We start from the raw sequence: 17,439 nt of genomic DNA, 5'->3' as shown, positions 1-17,439 counted from the left end.
ACGGGGGCGTCAGCCCCTCCGAGCCGCAACGGCCTGCGCCAGACGATCCAACTGCGCTGCGGTGGTGGACCAGTCGATGCACGCGTCGGTGATCGACTGGCCGTAGGTGAGCTCGTCCGCCTTGCCCAAGGTCAGGTCCTGACGGCCGGCCTCGATGAAACTCTCCAACATGACGCCCGCGATTCCCTGCTCGCCCTCGGTCAGACGTCGGGCAATGTCGTCGAGCACGATGACCTGACGCTCATGGTCCTTGCTGCTGTTACCGTGGCTCGCGTCGATGACCACGCGCTCGGGCAGGTTCGACTTACGCAGGCGGGCAAGGGTGTCCGCGACTGTCTCGGCATCGTAGTTCGGTCCGTCGCTACCGCCACGAAGAATGACATGGCAGTCGGGGTTGCCCGCGGTACGGATCAAGGCAGCCTGGCCGTCGAGGTCCGTTCCGGGGAACACGTGGCTCGCTGCCGCGGCGCGGGTGCCGTCGACGGCTACCTGTACGTCGCCTTCGGTGGAGTTCTTGATACCGACGGGCATGGACAGCGCGCTGCACAGCTGACGGTGAACCTGACTGGCGGCGGTCCGGGCGCCGATCGCACCGTAGCTGACCAGGTCGGCAATGTACTGAGGCATGATCGGATCAAGGAACTCGCAGCCGACAGGCAGGCCCAGGCTCGACACGTCGAGAAGCAACTTGCGGCCGATACCGAGCCCGGTGTTGATGTCGAACGTGCCGTCGAGGTGGGGGTCGTTGAGCAGGCCCTTCCACCCGAGTGTGGTGCGCGGCTTTTCGAAGTAGACGCGCATGACGATGTGCAGATCGTTCCGCAGTTCTTCGGCCTTGGCGGCCAACCGGCGGGCGTAGTCCATCGCCGCTTCCGGATCGTGCACAGAGCACGGACCGACTACGACGATCAAACGATCGTCGTCACCGTTGAGGATGTTGATGGTGTCGGCCCGACCGGTGCGCACAGTGGCGGCGGCGACCTCGTCCGGAGCGTGCTGAGCACGAACAGTCGCCGGTGACACGAGCGGACTGATACTCACAGTGCGCTGATCGTCGAGGCTGTCCGAAGCTGCGGTGGTGTCGATGGTGACAGTCATGGGGTTTTCGGTTTCCTGTTCTCAGGCCGACCCCAGAGATGAAGAGAAACTCCAGCGAGCCGGTCTGTAGTCCGGCTCTTGGGTGGAGGTTGTCAGCGCGTGGTTACGCCGGCAGGCCCACCCGGGGCCGGCCTGCTAAACCAGAAATAGACGCGCTGCATGTCGGCCACGATACCTCGAGTTCGGATCAGATGGGCGCGCCCCTCCACAACGAGCCGAATCCGAGGGGAGAGTCCCGTGGCACGAGCCCGTGACGAATGGCCAAATCCGCTGAGCGATTGGCGCTTTCGAGCAAGGCTGCGGCTACGGAATTCGAATACGTTGGTCAGGCACCTGCCAATGCCCGGAACATCAGATGGAGCTGCGCCTTCTCATGCCTGTGATCGAATCGACCGAAACCTTCCACCCGACGGTGTCCCCTTTTGCGACCGATACCCCCTTGCAGTCGACAAGAGATGTGGACGGCGAGTTCACCCGTCTGATCGATTCCTTGACACGACGCGGATTCCTGGCCGGTGCGGCGGCGCTCGGTGCACTAGGCGCACTCTCTGCATGTTCGAGCGAATCCAGCGGCACCGAAGCCTCCGACGAGTGGGTCGACATCGTCGTCGCGGACCAGGCCTACCGCCTCCCGCGGGACCCCAAGCGCGTCGTGGTGCTCGAAGCTCGAGGCGCCCTCGATTTTGCACTACTTGCCGAGTACCCGATCGTCGCGACCAATTGGGATCCGAAGTCTCAACTCATGCGCCAGGTACCCGCCGGCGCGGCTCGCCTCGGTGGGACGAACAACGAACCGAATGCCGAATCGATACTGAGCCACGACCCCGATCTTTTGGTCGTCGGAAAAGGCTGGTGGGATTACTACCAGGACAAGGGCCTGCTCGGCACTGACATCGCACCGGTGCTCGTCGTCGACGAGGGCACGACGAGCTCGTCGTGGAAGCAGGCCATGACTGCGCAGCTCACGGCTCTCGATCGCCGCGAAGTCGCCGAACGCGTCATCGCCCGATACAACGCCGAACTTGCGCAAGCGAGGGCCAAGATCGGTGGTCTCCTCGAAGGCAAGTCGATTGCGATCGCCGGCGCAGACAGCGGTCAGATCTGGCTGCAGAACAACACGTTCGCCGTCTCGGTTGCACAGGACCTCGGCTTGAACGTCTTGACCGACGCTGCCCATGCCGCACCTGATCGGAAGGATTCGACTTTCTACAGCCTCGAGGAGCTTGCGATCTTCGACCAGGCCGACTTCGTCTTGCTACAGAACCCCGACGCTGTGGAAGCCGAGTCGCCCACGTGGAAACGAGTCCGCGCTGTCCAGGACGGCCATGTCGGGCATCTGCGATACGACCTCAACAACGGCCTCGCTCTGACTGCGATGGCCCTGGCCGCTGACATCGCCGAGCAGGTACAGGTCATGCGCTGACGTCTTCGGGATCGCCTTCCGAATCAGAAATCAACCGGATTCTCTGTCATACGAACAGTCGATACTGACTCACTCGGAAACGGATTATGTTGTCACCTGCCCGTGCTCTTCGCACGTCAGAGGGTGTTTCTCCGAACGCCCTGTTTCTCCGAACGCTAGGTGACCAATGACGCAGAACCCGTACTACGGCCAGCAACAACCGGTCGGCCCTCCGCCGGACAACAATCTGGTCTGGGCGATTCTCGTGACAGTGTTCTGCTGCCTCCCGCTCGGCATCGTCTCGATCGTCAAATCAAGCCAGGTCAACACTTTGTGGGCGCAAGGTCAGTTCGACGCTGCGCGAAAATCAGCTGACGATGCTAAGAAGTTCGCCTTGTGGTCAGTCGGCGCAGGTGTTGCCGTCGCTGTTCTGTACTTCCTTTTTGTCGTCGTCCTTGCCGGATCGAGTTCCCTGTGACCGCCGACGCCGACCGGCGACACTGATCGACGGCCAAACACCGAACTGCAATGACACCGAATTGTGGTGACACCGAGAACGATGACATATCACGACTCGCCGCACTGAAGGCGCCAGCGGCAGTTGCGTTCACGGCAATTGCGCTGTGCGCCTTCATCTCCTGGAGTGACCCCACCACACCTGGTGGGGTCATTCCCGTTTGTCCGACCAAAGCGCTGTTCAACGTCAATTGTCCCGGTTGCGGTAGCACTCGGATGGTGTACAGCCTCATCCACGGCGATTTCGGTGCAGCGATGCGTTTCAATGCCTTTGGCCTCGTGATGCTGCTTGCACTGGCGTTCACGTACGTCTCGTGGACGACCGCCCGCACCCGTGGAAGACCCGTCGTGCTCTGGCATCAGTTGCGCTGGTCACCGGCTGTGATCTTGACACTCGTGTTGATCTGGACGACGGTCCGCATAGCCCCGATCCCAATATTTGCCGGTCTCCGCGTCTAGGCCGGATCTCCTCACGCGTCCAAACGGAATACACCTCGCACCTGGCGTACGCCGTTGATCTGCACCTCGACGGCATGTTCGCCGGCGTAGTACTTCCGGGTGCTGATCGGTTTGAAGGAATGCCTCTTCGCGATACGGGCCGGCACCCCGGGTTCCAGCGTTCGTGTTGTCAGTTTGAAGACCTTGGGCGTCGTCTGCCCGTTGGCCTTCACGTGGTGGACGATGTAATCGATCACGACGGTGACGGACTCGCTGCCATTGTTCGTGACGGCGAAGTCGAAGGTGAGTTCTCCACCCGCATCAACTGTTTCGCGGTCGATGACGAACCCCTCGAGCACGACGTCGGTGGGCGGCGAGAACCCCAAGAGGGACAGAGCATCTGGATCGCCGGCCTTGATCAACGTCCGCAATGCATGTTTGACGATTTTCAGTGTGTTGGCATCCGGTGTCTGCAGCCAACGCTTCGCAGTCGATACTGCGAGCGCAGCGTCAGCACGACTGAGATCGTTGAGATGGTTTGCGACCGAACGTCGTACATATTCCGAATCATCCCGATACAGCTCGTCGAGAATGACGATTGTCGACTCGGGACGCGCCGTCAATTCTTTCACTCGTCTTCCCCAGGGCAAACGAGTACGAGTGCCTTCGGTCGCCAAGCGCCGGACGTGTTCGTCTTCATGGCCGGTCCAGGTGAGTACGATCGCCAGCGAACGGTCAAGGTTCGTTTCGAGAAATGTGCGAATTGCGAATTCGGCCGTCAGACGCGACGTCAACTCGGCAAGCAGAGCCATTCCCTCGTCGAAATCCGACTCGGAGCCACTTCGTGTCGCCGTGACGGCGACGGCTTCGGTCACCGGCCAGATCATCCAACCGGTGAAGGTCTCTTCTGAAAGCGCACGGCGGATGATCTCGGCGAAGGCCGGAAGATCCTGAGGCAGTTCGGCAGTCATCGCGTCCCGCACAACGCGCGTACGTTCGCCGAGACTCATACCGTCGAATTCGGATGTACTACCCCGAACGAGGGCGAGGCGTGTGTGACCGGAGGCTCGCTCGAGGCAGCCTGCCAGATCGGCGACGACGGATTTCCCGAGCAGTTCGTCAGCGGTGGGCATCAGGGGCACACCGTGAGAGCGGAAATCCGATCACCGTCGAGAGTGAAATGGTGATGTAACTGGACGGGGCTTCCGGGAAAATCACCCTCGACCTTCACCGACACGACAACGGCCGAGCCTGGGGTGTTGACCGACTCGATCTTCCGGGTGAAGGTGAACGCCGTCGACACGGCGGACTTCCACGCCACGATTTCTTCGATCCCGACATACGTCCGGCCGTCGTCACGAACCACTGCGTCTTCGGTGAAAACGCCGCGGACGTCGCCGCCGTCGAAATACGCGCGCGCTGCGCCTGGCACCTTCGCTGAGTCGATCATTCGCGAAGAGTACTGCTGGGGTCCGACAGGTTCGGCGAACTCACTGCCCGAGCAGACGCCGCCAACTGAATCTCCATCAACAGCCTGGCCGACGGCTCGGAGAGGTCGGTATCCGTGATCTCCTCGACCCTCTTGATCCGATACCTGAGGGTGTTCGGGTGAATCCGAAGCTGCTCGGATGCACGTCGGACATCGCCCGAATGTGCGAGGTAAACGGAGATGCTTTCGCGCATGTTCGACCCGTTGCGTCTGTCGTAGACGTCCAGGGCGTCGACTCTCGGATCGTGCAGTTGCTCGTCGGCCGCAATGGTGTCCATGATTTCGCCCAGCAGCACCGGTGTGCGCGAGTCCGCGAGGGTGGTCACACGAACATCCCCCGACGTTCCGTCCAAGACCCGATCCACTTCGGCCCGAGCCTGGGCCACCTCCGCAAGCGTCGAAACCGGCGACGAGACCGCGGCCCGTAGCCCCGAAGGCGATACCTTGTCCAAACGCGCGACAACTTCGCGGGTCCACGAGACTGTGGATTTCACGGATTGGGTTCGCGGAAACAGCACATAGATCCGGGTGCCGACGGCACTCACCAGCGATTCACGCTGAAAGGCGCTGGCGTGCAGTCGCAAAGACGACACGAGTTCGCCCGAAGACGGCAGCCCACCGTTTCCGATACTCGCCACTCCGACCACCATCGCCGGTCCGGACATCGGGATGGTCAACGAGGCGGCGAGCGAAGGAACGTCGACACCGCCGCCGCGAACCCCGAGCAACCGCTGAATCTGTATCGCCTCGTTACTCGGCGCGTCTCGGATGCGCGAAATCAGCCGAGCAGCAACGGCCGCGGCACCGCGGAGCACGCTGTCGGCATCGCCGGCAATGGGAACCGGGCCTTCCTGCACCCAGATCGTGCCGAGAAGATCAGCGCTGAAACCGCTCTCCCCCTTGACATTGTCGGATATTCTCCGAATCGGAACCACCAACCGTCGCCTGATCGCAAGGTCTTCGTGAGCGGGCACCTCCACTACGTCGTCGCTTCGCCGCAGGCTCTCGAAGACGCCCCACTCCTGTAGCTTTCGGAGGTATTCGCGAGGTCCTTCGCGGCCGAGGATTGATTGCCGACGTAGCTCGTCCGCAGCATCTCCCGATGCCGAATAGGCCAAGACGTGGGAATGCTCGTCCTCGATGCTGACCATCCCCCGCGTGATTGCGGCGACGTTCTGCGCCAGCTCGAACAAGTCTGTGTCACTACCGAATACGATGTCGTCCGAATCCTGTCGGGACACCGAATGATCGAGCACGCCCCGGATGGTCGTGAACAATCGATCCCAACGAGCATCCGGATGGACCGCTATCAAGGCGATCCCGGCGCGCTGTGCCGCCGCACGCACCGACGTGTCCGAGGCCTCCTTCGACATGACGGCCCGAGGCGCTGATCCCTTCTGATCGAGTCGGTTCAGCCAGGCCGCCAATTCGGCTGCGCCGATACCGACAGCGAGCCAGAGCTCAGAGGATTCGACGGCCGAGGTTCTGGGGCGCGTGAGGTCCCCGACCTCTGCGAACACCACGGAGTCGACGAAGACGTCATCACCTGACGGCGCGAGGACGAGCTCGACAAAAGCTCCGCCCAGCGCCCGAAGGACCGCGTCGAGCCTGACCCCACGGATAGACACGTACCACCCACTCTCCGGACCGTCGCAAACGCCTCAACTTCGAGAATAGTGCATTTTCCTGCGAAAACGGTTCAGCCGATCGGACAAACACGGACCCCGATGTTTGGCCGCTCAGCGGATTACTCGCCGACGTCTTTCGACTTGACTGGTTCACGACACGACAACTGCCCACTCCTGAGTCTGCCGAAGGATCGTCATGGACGCCGTTACCAATGTCCCCCACCCAGCCAACGAACCGGTGAACAATTACGCGCCGGGAAGCCCGGAACGATCGCGCCTCCGTACGAAACTGACCGAACTGGCCGAAACGCCGACCGACATCAGGCAGGTCATCGGCGGCATCCACCGAACTGCGGAAGGTAAGCGACAGAACGTAGTTCAACCACACCGTCACAGCTCGGTCATCGGATCGTTTGCGGGCGCAACGCACTCGGATGTTCGTGATGCCATCGACGCCGCTACACTCGCCGCCCCGGCCTGGCGCGACCTCTCGTTCGACGACCGCGCTGCGGTCTTCCTCCGCGCCGCCGATCTACTTTCCGGCCCGTGGCGCGAAACCATCGCCGCCGCAACAATGCTCGGCCAGTCGAAGACCGCATACCAGGCCGAGATCGACGCGCCCTGCGAACTGATCGACTTCTGGCGTTTCAACGTCGCGTTCGCACGTCAGATACTCGCCGACCAACCCGTTTCCGCTCCGGGAGTGTGGAATCGCGTCGAATATCGTCCACTCGAAGGTTTCGTCTACGCGATCACTCCCTTCAATTTCACCGCCATCGCCGGAAATCTCCCCACAGCACCGGCCCTGATGGGCAACACCGTGATCTGGAAGCCGTCACCCACGCAGGCCGTCGCGGCGTACCTGACAATGCAACTACTCGAAGCTGCCGGCCTCCCGCCCGGGGTGATCAATCTTGTTCTCGGCGACGGCCCCTTGGTGTCCGAGGTCGCGCTTGCCGACCCCCGACTGGCGGGTATCCACTTCACCGGATCCACCGCAACGTTCCAGCGTTTGTGGCGTGAGGTCGGAGCCAACATCTCGAACTACCGGACGTATCCGCGTCTCGTCGGCGAAACCGGCGGCAAGGATTTTGTACTCGCACACAGTTCCGCTGACCCGGACGTACTCACGACGGCATTGATTCGCGGGGCCTTCGACTACCAGGGCCAGAAATGTTCGGCCGCATCACGGGCGTTCATCCCGAAGTCGGTGTGGGCCAAGATGGGCGACACGTTCATCGACACTGTGTCGTCGCTGAAGTACGGAGACGTCACCGACCTGACGAACTTCGGCGGCGCCGTCATCGACCAACGTTCGTTCGACCGAAACGCCGCCGCGATCGTCCGCGCCAAGTCGACCAGCAGCCTCACCATCGCAGCAGGCGGCGACTACGACGACCGTGAAGGATTCTTCATCTCACCGACGGTCCTACTCGGTGACGACCCGAGCGACGAAGCCTTCAGCACCGAGTACTTCGGTCCCATCCTTTCGCTTCACGTCTACGACGACTCCGCACCGAATGCCTACGCCGACATCCTCGCGCGCGTCGACAGCGGATCCGCTTACGCCCTGACCGGCGCCGTGATCGCCACCGACCGTGCGGCCGTCGATCAAGCTCATCATGGTCTGCGGTTCGCCGCCGGAAACTTCTACGTCAACGACAAGCCGACGGGAGCGGTTGTCGGACAACAACCCTTCGGAGGTGCCCGGGCTTCGGGTACCAACGACAAGGCCGGTTCGCCGCAGAATCTGCTCCGTTGGGCGTCGACACGCACCGTCAAGGAAACCTTCGTTCCTCCCACCGATCATCGTTACCCCCACCAGGACGTCGATCCAGCCGAGAGCGAGAACCGTTGATGAGTGCCGTCTCGCTGAGCAACCCACTGCGCCCGGTGCTCCTCGCGGCGGCACGCTCGTCGCGACTGGAGAAGACAGTCTCCGGGATGACCTTGACCCGCAAGCTTGTAGACAGGTTCGTCGCCGGGGACGCGGAACCCGCAGCGATGTCAGCGGTGCGCAACATCCTCACCAGTGGCCGGTTCGTGACGGTCGACTACCTCGGCGAGGACACCACCGATCCGGCTCAGGCAACAGCTACCGTCGATGCCTATCTCTCCCTTCTCCGCTCGTACGCAACGCTTTCCGAGATTGCCGGGACGCAACACTCCCTGGAGGTTTCGCTCAAGCTCTCCGCGTTGGGGCAGTCACTTCCCGGTGACGGCGAGAAGATCGCCCTGGCGAACGCTCACCGAATCGTCACAGCGGCAGACGAAGTGGGCGCGTGGGTCACCGTCGATGCGGAGGATCACACCACCACCGACTCGACACTGTCCATCGTCGAAGAGTTGCGCCGCGACTTCCCGACGCTCGGCACGGTCCTGCAGGCGTATCTACACCGCACCGAGGCCGATTGCCGGCACTTCTCCGGATCAGGTTCACGAATTCGGCTGTGCAAGGGTGCATACAAGGAACCGGCCGGCGTCGCGTTCCAAAAGGCCGCCGAAGTCGACGCGTCGTACGTGCGTTGCCTGAAGGTCTTGATGGAAGGTGACGGATACCCGATGGTGGCCTCCCACGATCCCACCATGATCGACGCCGCCCTCCGACTCGCCACACTGACCGAGCGGACAGCCGCGGATTTCGAGTTCCAGATGCTCTTCGGCATCCGCGACGGCGAACAACGCAGATTGGTAGCCGAAGGCAATCACCTGCGGGTCTACGTTCCCTACGGCAGCCAGTGGTACGGCTACTTCATGCGTCGCCTCGCGGAAAGACCGGCCAACCTCATGTTCTTCATGCGCTCACTCGCTTCCAACAACTAGACACCGGAAACCGGTGGCAGCGGTGGCAACTCGAGGTTTTCGCGAAAGGTACCGCCGACGTAGTCGGATCCCACGATTCCGCGCTTGCGCAGCTCCGGCAGCAGCCCGTTCGTGACGAAATCGCGTGTACGCGGATCGGCAAGGTCACCGAGCGTGATGACGTCGAGTACGCCCGCGTCGTATCGTTCCTCGATCGCGTCCGCGAGCTGTTCCGGGGTGCCCGCCGCTGCCCAGTGGCCGGTGTCCTTGGACGCGATGATCAACTCACGCAGAGTCTTTCCTTGTGATGCGAGCTTGCCGAAGATCTCGACCCGGCCCCGTCGTCGATTCACCGACGACGGGTCCGGCAACAACGACTCCGGGATCGGCCGATCCAGCGGCAATTCCGAGAAATCCACGCCGCCGCCGAACATGTCGGCAAGCCTGGTGCGTCCGGCGTCGAAGTCCGTCGATTCCTCGGCTTCTCTGACCAATCGTTCGACTTCGGCTTCGGTAGCGCCGTACGTTGCGTGGAACGAGCTGAAAATCAGTGGCAGTTCGTCCCCACGCCCCAACTCTGCCGCCCTGGCGCGGATCGTCTTCGTGTAGGTGACCGCGTCCTCGAAGGTTGCGAGAGAAGTGAATACGACCTCCGCGAAGCGAGCACCCAGTTCGATACCTCCGGCAGATTGGCCTGCCTGGAATTGGACCGGACGACGCTGCGGCAGGGATGGAATGTTCAACGGCCCCTGCACGGTGAAGTACTTGCCTCGGTGCTCGATGGGGACCACCCTCGACGGATCTAGCACCGCAGAGCCCTCTGCCTGGATCAAGGCGCCGGGCTTCCAGCTGTCGAAGAGCGCGCTGACCACCTCGAGCGATTCGGCCGCTCGGGCGTACCGCTCCTCCGGACTCGGTAGGTCCAGGTCGCTGTAGTTCTCTTCTCCGAGTGAGGAAGTGACGGCATTCCATGCGGCTCGACCATTGCTGACGTGGTCCAGGGTGCCGAACAACCGTGCCAGGTTGAATGGGTGATGAAACGTCGTCGTGACGGTGGCGATGAGCCCCACATGGGTGGTGACCGCACTCAGCGCGGCAAGGAAGATCAACGGCTCCTGCGCACCGATCGCGCCCTGCGCACCGAAACTCAGCAGGTCGGCGGCAAACAGTCCGTCGATCTTGTTCGCCTCGGCCGTCTTTGCGACGTCGATCGCGGACGCGACCGTCGAAGTCGTCGGATCGATCGCGGCGTCGTAAATACTCATCGCCCCGCTGACACCGGTCACCGTCTTGAGTGGACGCCTACGATCGGCCACCGACCATCCTCCTGGCTTCGCGAAATCTGTTCCGAATTCACAACGCTAGACCGATCCTGGCTCCCGACAAGGTATTCACTCAGCCTGGTTCTATCCCTCCGAACGCCGCTTGGTCACTCCCCGGATTTACGGGCACGATAGGCGGCGACGTGCGCCCTGTTCCCACAGTTCCCGGTGTCGCAGTATCGCTTCGAACGATTGCGCGACAAATCCACGAAGACCGCTTCGCAGTCCGGGGCCTCGCACCATCGCAACCTCGAGAATTCGTCGGTTCGGATCAGATCGAGCACACCCATCGCCGCTTCTGCGGCCATCCGGTCCACCAGTGGCGAATCGTCAGCGGTGACGTGCAGGTGCCAGCCGAGGTCGTCGTGCCTGGTGAGCCGCGGCCTCGCGCCCGATTCGAGTAGCAGTGTGTTCACCACCTCGACGGCGTCGTCCACTCCCGCGGCTTCCCAGAACTTTCGCAGTCGTGGACGCAGCGCACGAACCGCCGTCAATTCCTCCGGTGTGCCGTCCCGCCTGCCGGTCCAGCGATCCGCGTCGAGAAACCGTGTCAGCTCCTCTTGATCCGGAAGCAGTTCGGCCCCGCCGCGGGCCGTGTTGACCAACGACGCGGCGAAGACGAGCGCCGATTCCGTGTCACCAGCAAAATGCACTTTGACTCCTGAGCCGTATCAACCTAATGTCAGCATCGTAATCGCTTTTACTCCTGACGGGTGACGACGTGAACTCTCGCAACGGCTTGATCTTCGCTCTGCTGTCCGCGGCAACGTTCGGCGTATCGGGCCCGTTCGCGAAATCTCTCATCGAATCAGGGTGGTCCCCCGGCGGCGCAGTGTTCGCGCGCGTTGCCGGCGGCGCACTGGTGATGATGGTGATCGCCGTAGCCACCCAATGGCCTCGCCTACGACAGGTGAGCACCCACACGCGAACGGTACTGCTGTACGGGGTGTTCGCGATCTCGGGCGTTCAACTGTGCTTCTTCAATGCCGTGCAACATCTTTCGGTCGGCGTCGCATTGCTTCTCGAGTACCTTGCACCGATCATCGTCATCGGGTGGGTGTGGATAACCAAGGGCGCGCGTCCGAGCGTGCAGACGCTTCTCGGTGCGGCGGTGGCCTTGATCGGCGCCGCCGTGGTGATCGACGTCTTCGGATCGGCAGAGATCAGTGCCGTCGGAGTCGCCTGGGGACTGGCCGCCGCGGCATGCCTTGCAGTCTATTTCGTCATTTCCGAACGTGCGGACGGTGATCTCCATCCTGTTGTGCTCGCGGCATCGGGGCTCACGGTCAGTGCAGTGGTCATCGGCGCGCTCGGACTCGTAGGCGTCCTCCCCCTCCATTTCTCGGCCTCGAACGCCGTCGTGGCAGACCATTCGGTGAACGTGTGGCTGCCGGTGGTGGTCCTGGTCCTGGTCAGCACTGTCATTGCCTATCTCACCGGCATCGCCGCGATCACACTGCTGGGGCCGACAATCGGGTCTCTGGTAGCGCTGACCGAAGTGCTGTGCGCGGTCGTCGCCGCGTGGATCCTGGTCGGGGAATCCGTCACCGCACTCCAAGCTGTAGGTGGCGCAGCAATCATCGCGGGGTTGGTCCTCGCGCGCCTCGGTCAGGTTGCACCGAAACAGATACCGGCCGACCCGATGACAAATGTCATGGCAGAAGAATGACGGACAGACGAGGGATCACGACCTCGAAGCGAGCAGATTCTATGTATGACCTCAACACAGGCACGGCATTCACCACAGGCACTGCATACACGCACTGAAGGATCGGCACACGACGCCGTCCGGTTGACCGGACTTCGCAAGAGTTTCGGAACCGTCGACGCCGTCAAAGGTATCGACCTGAGCATCCGCCCCGGCGAGATCGTCGCGTTCCTCGGCCCGAACGGCGCAGGCAAGACGACAACCATCGACATGATCCTCGGCCTGTCCCGGCCGACGTCAGGCGAGGTGAGCGTCTTCGGAATGTCACCTCGATCGGCGATTGCCCGCGGACTCGTCTCGGCAGTCATGCAGACCGGCGGACTACTGAAAGAGCTGACGGTTGCCGAGACTGTGCAGCTGACCGCCAGCCTGTACTCCCAATCCCGTCCGGTCGACGAAGTGCTGGGGAGAGCCGGAATCCTCGACATCTCCGATCGCCTGGTCAGCAAATGCTCAGGCGGACAACAACAGCGGTTGCGATTTGCGATGGCGTTGCTGTCGAACCCGCAATTGCTCATTCTCGACGAGCCCACCACCGGCATGGACGTCGAAGGGCGTCGGGACTTTTGGTCCGCCATCCGCGCCGACGCAGATCACGGTCGCACTGTGCTTTTTGCGACGCACTACCTCGAAGAGGCCGATGTCTACGCCGACCGCATCATCCTGGTCAGGCAAGGCACCGTGGTCGCAGACGGGACCACCGCCGAGGTCAAGGCGATGGCGTCCGGACGCACCCTGCGCGCGACTGTTCCAGGCATCACCGACGAACTCCTGCGAGCCATACCGAACTCCGACGCCGTCGAGGTGCGCGGTGAGTCGCTGCTCGTGCACTCGGGCGACACCGATGCCGTTGCACGGTTCCTGTTGACCAATACGCAGGCTCGCGATCTCGAAATCGTCTCGCGTGGCCTCGAAGACGCATTCATCGCACTCACGTCGAACAACTCCGAAGGACAGAAGTGATGACCACTGCAACCGAAGCGAATACCTACGGAGCCGAGCGAACCGTCGTACCTCTCGGCGGATTCAACACGACGCTACTGCGACTGGAATTTCGTCGCCTGACTCGCAACCGGCGCACGATGATCTTCACGCTCGTCATGCCGGTTGTCTTCTTCCTCGTCTTCGGTCTCGGTCAAGGCGACGACGACCACGGGATCGGGCACGGCAATGTCGCCGCGTACATCATGATCAGCATGGCCCTGTACGGCGCGATGCTGGCCACCACCAGCGGCGGCGCGATGGTCTCGATCGAACGAGCGTCCGGGTGGAGCCGACAACTTCGGCTGACTCCCCTGACCCCGGTCGCCTACATCGCCGTCAAACTGATCATGGCGATGCTGCTCGGTCTCGTCTCGATTCTCGTGGTCTACGTCGTCGGCGCGTTCACCTCAGCGCAGATGGACGGATCACTCTGGTTCACAACGGCATTGATCGCCTGGCTGGGATCGTCGATCTTCGCGGCCTTCGGCCTGTTCATGGGGTACCTACTCCCCAGTGAGAACGTCATGCAGTTGCTCGGACCGGGACTGGCTCTGCTCGCATTCGGCGGCGGACTCTTCGTACCACTCACCGACGGTTCCGTATGGGCGACCATCGCACAGTTCACCCCGATGTTCGGCATCAACGCCCTCGCCCACGCACCGTTGACGGGCAATAGCATTCACTGGACCTGGATCGTCAATATCCTGGTGTGGTTCGCCATCTTCGCCGGCGGAGCGATCTGGCGGTTCCAACGAGATACGGAGCGTGTGTAGTTGTCGCAAACGACTGACCGAGAAGATTCCGTCGCGCTCCCGCGGCGGAATCGTTTCGGCGTTCTCTTCGCGGCGGTCTGGATGGTATTTCTCGGCGGGCCGCTGATCGAGGGATGGAATCTACGCGACGAACTGCGCGGCTGGACAGGGATTCTCGCGACGATCGCCTTCAGTGCCCTCTACCTCTACACCTTCGCCACAACGCAGCAGCGGCGTCGAATGACGATGACTCGGCCGACGATTCGCGAAGCTGCACTGGCTCTGTCCGCCTTGACCGCGTTGGCCGCTGTGATGATCGTGAGCGTCGGTCCGACGGGTTTGGCAGCAGCACCGTACCTCGCGGTGACAGCGGTGACGCTGTTGCCGACCGTCGCCGGCGGCATTCTCGCCTTGGTGTTCGCGGCCTCCGTGGAGATAGTCAGCCTCTCGTCCGGATGGGGGAACTACTCCGGACTCTCACTCGGAGTCTGCGCGGCCGCGTTCGCGACCTGGGGAATCATGTCCCTGATCAGCCGCAACTTCGCCATACTCCACGAACGCGAAGAGCAGGAGCAGCGGGCAATCATGGAGGAGCGAACGAGGATGGCGCGGGATCTGCACGACATCCTCGGGCACTCGCTGACCGTCATCACGATCAAAGCCGAACTGGCCAATCGCCTACTCGATGTCGATATCGAACGTGCACGCAGCGAACTCGACGACCTCGAAAGGCTCTCTCGAGACGCGCTGGCGGACGTGCGCTCGGCCGTCGAAGGATTTCGTGGGATTTCTCTTCCCGTCGAGATAGCCCGAGCGCGAGAGGCATTGCGTGCGGCTGGTATCGAAGACGTGGTGCCGAGCAGTACCGACATGGTTCCCACGCGTCTTCGGGAACTCTTTGCATGGACGATCCGTGAGGGCGTCACCAACGTCGTTCGACACAGCGGTGCGACCCACTGCCGGATCACGGTCGACGAAAATAGTGCGTCGGTCGTCGACGACGGACGAGGGGCCGAGTCGACGTCTTCCGGAAACGGTCTGATCGGATTGCGCGAGCGCGCCGGAGCGTCGGGCGCACGAGTGATCATCACTCATCCCCAGCCGCAGGGGTTTGCACTTCAGGTAGTCGAACAGGAGACAGAGTGAACAGCCAGGGCGATCGAGCAACCATACGGCTGCTCTTGGCGGACGATCAGGCGCTCGTGCGAGGAGCTTTGGCCGCGCTGCTCGATCTGGAATCCGACCTGTCCGTGGTAGCCGAGGTCGGTCGCGGCGACGAGGTGGTGTCCGCCGTTCTCGAACACCGCCCGGACGTCGCGCTTCTGGACGTCGAGATGCCCGGCATGGACGGAATCGCCGCGACGGCGGCCCTTCGCGAGGCAGCACCCGACACCCGGGTTCTGATCGTCACCACGTTCGGCCGTCCCGGATTTCTTCGTAAAGCCCTGCACGCCGGGGCCGGCGGGTTCGTCGTCAAGGACACCCCCGCCAGGCAGCTTGCCGACGCGGTCAGGCGTGTCCACGCCGGACTGCGCGTCGTCGATCCCACCCTTGCGGCCGACAGCCTCGTCAGCGGCGAGTCGCCCCTGACGGAGCGTGAGACCCAAGTACTGCGCGCCGCTCACGACGGCGCACCCGTGGCAGCCATCGCAGGGGCGCTCTTCTTGTCCGCAGGGACAGTTCGAAATCATCTGTCATCCGCGATGGGTAAGACGGGTGCGTCGACGCGCGCGGAAGCCGTCAGAATCGCCGAGTCGAACGGCTGGCTCTGATCCGCGCGTCTGGAATCGCCTTCCCCGGCAAATAGTTCGCCGTTCGATTCGTGATGGCAATTTGTCCAGATCACTCAAAGTAGGGACCTTCTACCCTAGGGATTTTCCCTGCAAACGACCGCTTCGCGAGAATCCGAAACAGCTAATCGTTCGACACCTGGCTATGATGCAGTTAATTGAATCGACGGAGCCTGTGCGTAGCGGGGGAAGGGACGTCTCATGTCGAACCAGTTCAACGATCGCTTGAACTCGCTGTTCGAGACTGCCGACTTTCACGTCACCAACGCGATGGTCGTTCGCGGCATGACCGAGTTCGGCTGCCGCATCTCGACGCCGTACCTGTCGCAACTGCGCACCGGCGTCCGAACCAATCCGTCACCCGAAGTGGTTGCCGCCCTCGCCCACTTCTTCAACGTCCATCCGGACTACTTCTACGCCCCGTCCGATCACACTCCGCCCGCGATCTCAGGTGGCGAGGCAGACCTCTCCCTCCTCGAACAGCTGCACAACGTGCGCCTGCGGAACCTCACCTCCCGTGTCGTCGACCTCTCACCGTCTTCACAGGATCTGCTTGTCGAAATGGCGGAGAATCTACGTTCCTCCGAAAATCTTCCGCGCGTACCACCGGACTCGAATTCCTACATGTCACGCGCATAGCGCCCTTCGCCGACTCTCCTTGACTGCTCAGGGAGGGTTGGCCTTATGCTGGTCGATGCAGCTGGTTCGCCCGGCACGGTCATGAGGAGCCCCGAAGACCGGTCCCGGCGTCGAAGCTCCGTCAGCGCAAGCTGTCGGGGTGAGAGGGAACCCGGTGAAAATCCGGGACTGTCCCGCAGCGGTAAGCAGGAACGACCGCCGTTCATGTGCACTGGGCATCCGCCTGGGAAGCGACGGCCAGTAGGTTCGATCCAACTCGATCGAGTGCCCGCGAGTCCGAAGACCTGCCGACTGTGTCGGGCACGCCGTGCCCGACGGTCCACCGCCTCGTGGAATGGGCGTGTAGATCTCCATCGGACCTCGTGTGCGGTGCGGGCAGTGCTGCCCGCTGAAACTCGGGGTCTCGTGAGGTGTACCCGTCTGCCGGCAGTGGCCATCAGTGCATTGGCAATCTGGAGAAACTCCGTGACAACAACATTCACTTCGACCGTGCTGGGCTCACCGCGCATCGGTCCTCATCGAGAACTCAAGCGGGCAACCGAAAGCTACTGGGCAGGGCGCATCGACGCCGACGCCCTGCAGGCTGTCGCCCGTGACCTCCGTCGGCGGGGCTTGGCCGACCTCCGTGACCTGGGCCTCGACTCCGTCCCGGTCAATACCTTCTCCTTCTACGACCAGATGCTCGACACCGCAGTTCTTCTCGGCGCGCTGCCCGACCGCGTCGCGTCGGTCGCCGATCCGTTGGACCGCTACTTTGCCGCTGCCCGTGGGACGGACACCATCGCGCCGCTCGAAATGACGAAGTGGTTCGACACCAACTACCACTACCTGGTGCCCGAGATCTCGCCGTCCACCACGTTCGCACTCGACC

17 protein-coding genes, 1 pseudogene and 1 riboswitch are annotated in these 17,439 nt (G+C 62.5%); of the genes and pseudogenes, 12 read left to right on the top strand and 6 right to left on the bottom strand.

Annotated features, from left to right (window positions below):
• Positions 1-9 precede the first annotated feature (9 nt).
• Positions 10-1,098 (bottom strand): 3-deoxy-7-phosphoheptulonate synthase, encoded by a 1,089-nt coding sequence (locus RWT78_RS15420; RefSeq protein ID WP_314676482.1) that lies wholly within the window; start codon positions 1,096-1,098, stop codon positions 10-12.
• A gap of 373 nt (positions 1,099-1,471) precedes the next feature.
• Between RWT78_RS15420 and RWT78_RS15415 the strand changes: the two genes are divergently transcribed.
• From RWT78_RS15415 to RWT78_RS15405, 3 genes are all read left to right on the top strand, one after another.
• Positions 1,472-2,521, top strand: a complete 1,050-nt coding sequence (locus RWT78_RS15415; protein WP_039973352.1) for an ABC transporter substrate-binding protein — start codon at positions 1,472-1,474, stop codon at positions 2,519-2,521.
• 166 nt (positions 2,522-2,687) lie between these two features.
• The gene (locus tag RWT78_RS15410) at positions 2,688-2,978 is read left to right on the top strand and encodes a CD225/dispanin family protein (protein ID WP_003940575.1); all 291 of its coding nucleotides are present in this window, start codon (positions 2,688-2,690) and stop codon (positions 2,976-2,978) included.
• 50 nt (positions 2,979-3,028) lie between these two features.
• A complete protein-coding gene (locus tag RWT78_RS15405) occupies positions 3,029-3,475 on the top strand; it encodes a DUF2752 domain-containing protein (protein WP_003940294.1) in 447 nt (148 codons plus the stop codon).
• A gap of 11 nt (positions 3,476-3,486) precedes the next feature.
• Here RWT78_RS15405 and RWT78_RS15400 read toward each other — a convergent pair whose 3' ends face one another.
• From RWT78_RS15400 to RWT78_RS15390, 3 genes are read right to left on the bottom strand one after another with little or no spacing between them, the layout of a single operon-like run.
• The gene (locus RWT78_RS15400; protein ID WP_314676481.1) at positions 3,487-4,587 is read right to left on the bottom strand and encodes a DNA alkylation repair protein; all 1,101 of its coding nucleotides are present in this window, start codon (positions 4,585-4,587) and stop codon (positions 3,487-3,489) included.
• The gene (locus RWT78_RS15395; RefSeq protein WP_314676480.1) at positions 4,587-4,904 is read right to left on the bottom strand and encodes a nuclear transport factor 2 family protein; all 318 of its coding nucleotides are present in this window, start codon (positions 4,902-4,904) and stop codon (positions 4,587-4,589) included. The genes RWT78_RS15400 and RWT78_RS15395 overlap by 1 nt, the downstream gene beginning before the upstream one ends.
• Complete coding sequence (locus RWT78_RS15390) at positions 4,901-6,571, bottom strand: helix-turn-helix domain-containing protein (RefSeq protein WP_314676479.1); 1,671 nt, start codon at positions 6,569-6,571, stop codon at positions 4,901-4,903. Before RWT78_RS15390 ends, RWT78_RS15395 begins: the two co-directional genes overlap by 4 nt.
• A gap of 196 nt (positions 6,572-6,767) precedes the next feature.
• Here RWT78_RS15390 and pruA point away from each other — a divergent pair, with 196 nt between their 5' ends.
• Together pruA and RWT78_RS15380 are read left to right on the top strand one after the other, a co-directional pair.
• Entirely contained in the window at positions 6,768-8,429 is a 1,662-nt protein-coding gene (gene pruA, locus RWT78_RS15385; protein WP_314676477.1) for an L-glutamate gamma-semialdehyde dehydrogenase, read from the top strand.
• Positions 8,429-9,394 carry a proline dehydrogenase family protein gene (locus RWT78_RS15380; protein WP_314676475.1) on the top strand — a complete coding sequence of 322 codons (966 nt, stop codon included), beginning with the start codon at positions 8,429-8,431 and terminating at the stop codon, positions 9,392-9,394. Before pruA ends, RWT78_RS15380 begins: the two co-directional genes overlap by 1 nt.
• Here RWT78_RS15380 and RWT78_RS15375 read toward each other — a convergent pair.
• Complete coding sequence (locus tag RWT78_RS15375) at positions 9,391-10,689, bottom strand: NtaA/DmoA family FMN-dependent monooxygenase (RefSeq protein WP_003939786.1); 1,299 nt, start codon at positions 10,687-10,689, stop codon at positions 9,391-9,393. The genes RWT78_RS15380 and RWT78_RS15375 overlap by 4 nt on opposite strands.
• A gap of 113 nt (positions 10,690-10,802) precedes the next feature.
• Complete coding sequence (locus RWT78_RS15370; protein WP_314676472.1) at positions 10,803-11,348, bottom strand: CGNR zinc finger domain-containing protein; 546 nt, start codon at positions 11,346-11,348, stop codon at positions 10,803-10,805.
• Between the two features lie 68 nt (positions 11,349-11,416).
• Here RWT78_RS15370 and RWT78_RS15365 point away from each other — a divergent pair, with 68 nt between their 5' ends.
• The 7 genes and pseudogenes from RWT78_RS15365 to RWT78_RS15335 form a co-directional block, all read left to right on the top strand.
• A complete protein-coding gene (locus RWT78_RS15365) occupies positions 11,417-12,364 on the top strand; it encodes a DMT family transporter (protein ID WP_065455278.1) in 948 nt (315 codons plus the stop codon).
• Positions 12,365-12,409: 45 nt separating this feature from the next.
• Entirely contained in the window at positions 12,410-13,366 is a 957-nt protein-coding gene (locus RWT78_RS15360; protein ID WP_042921758.1) for an ABC transporter ATP-binding protein, read from the top strand.
• Positions 13,366-14,160, top strand: coding sequence for an ABC transporter permease (locus RWT78_RS15355; protein WP_019745005.1), 795 nt, complete (start codon positions 13,366-13,368; stop codon positions 14,158-14,160). The genes RWT78_RS15360 and RWT78_RS15355 overlap by 1 nt, the downstream gene beginning before the upstream one ends.
• Positions 14,161-15,285, top strand: a complete 1,125-nt coding sequence (locus RWT78_RS15350; RefSeq protein WP_314676471.1) for a histidine kinase — start codon at positions 14,161-14,163, stop codon at positions 15,283-15,285.
• A complete protein-coding gene (locus RWT78_RS15345; RefSeq protein ID WP_003940330.1) occupies positions 15,282-15,911 on the top strand; it encodes a response regulator transcription factor in 630 nt (209 codons plus the stop codon). Before RWT78_RS15350 ends, RWT78_RS15345 begins: the two co-directional genes overlap by 4 nt.
• A 219-nt stretch (positions 15,912-16,130) precedes the next feature.
• Positions 16,131-16,568, top strand: coding sequence for a helix-turn-helix domain-containing protein (locus tag RWT78_RS15340; RefSeq protein ID WP_030535308.1), 438 nt, complete (start codon positions 16,131-16,133; stop codon positions 16,566-16,568).
• 105 nt (positions 16,569-16,673) lie between these two features.
• Positions 16,674-16,875, top strand: a riboswitch (cobalamin riboswitch).
• A 158-nt stretch (positions 16,876-17,033) separates the two neighbouring features.
• Positions 17,034-17,439 (top strand): annotated as a pseudogene (locus RWT78_RS15335) (5-methyltetrahydropteroyltriglutamate--homocysteine S-methyltransferase); the annotation flags it as partial.

The sequence above is a fragment of the uncultured Rhodococcus sp. genome (assembly GCF_963525155.1).
Lineage (GTDB): Bacteria > Actinomycetota > Actinomycetes > Mycobacteriales > Mycobacteriaceae > Rhodococcus_F > Rhodococcus_F qingshengii.
This window is presented reverse-complemented; position numbering and strand designations above follow the sequence as displayed.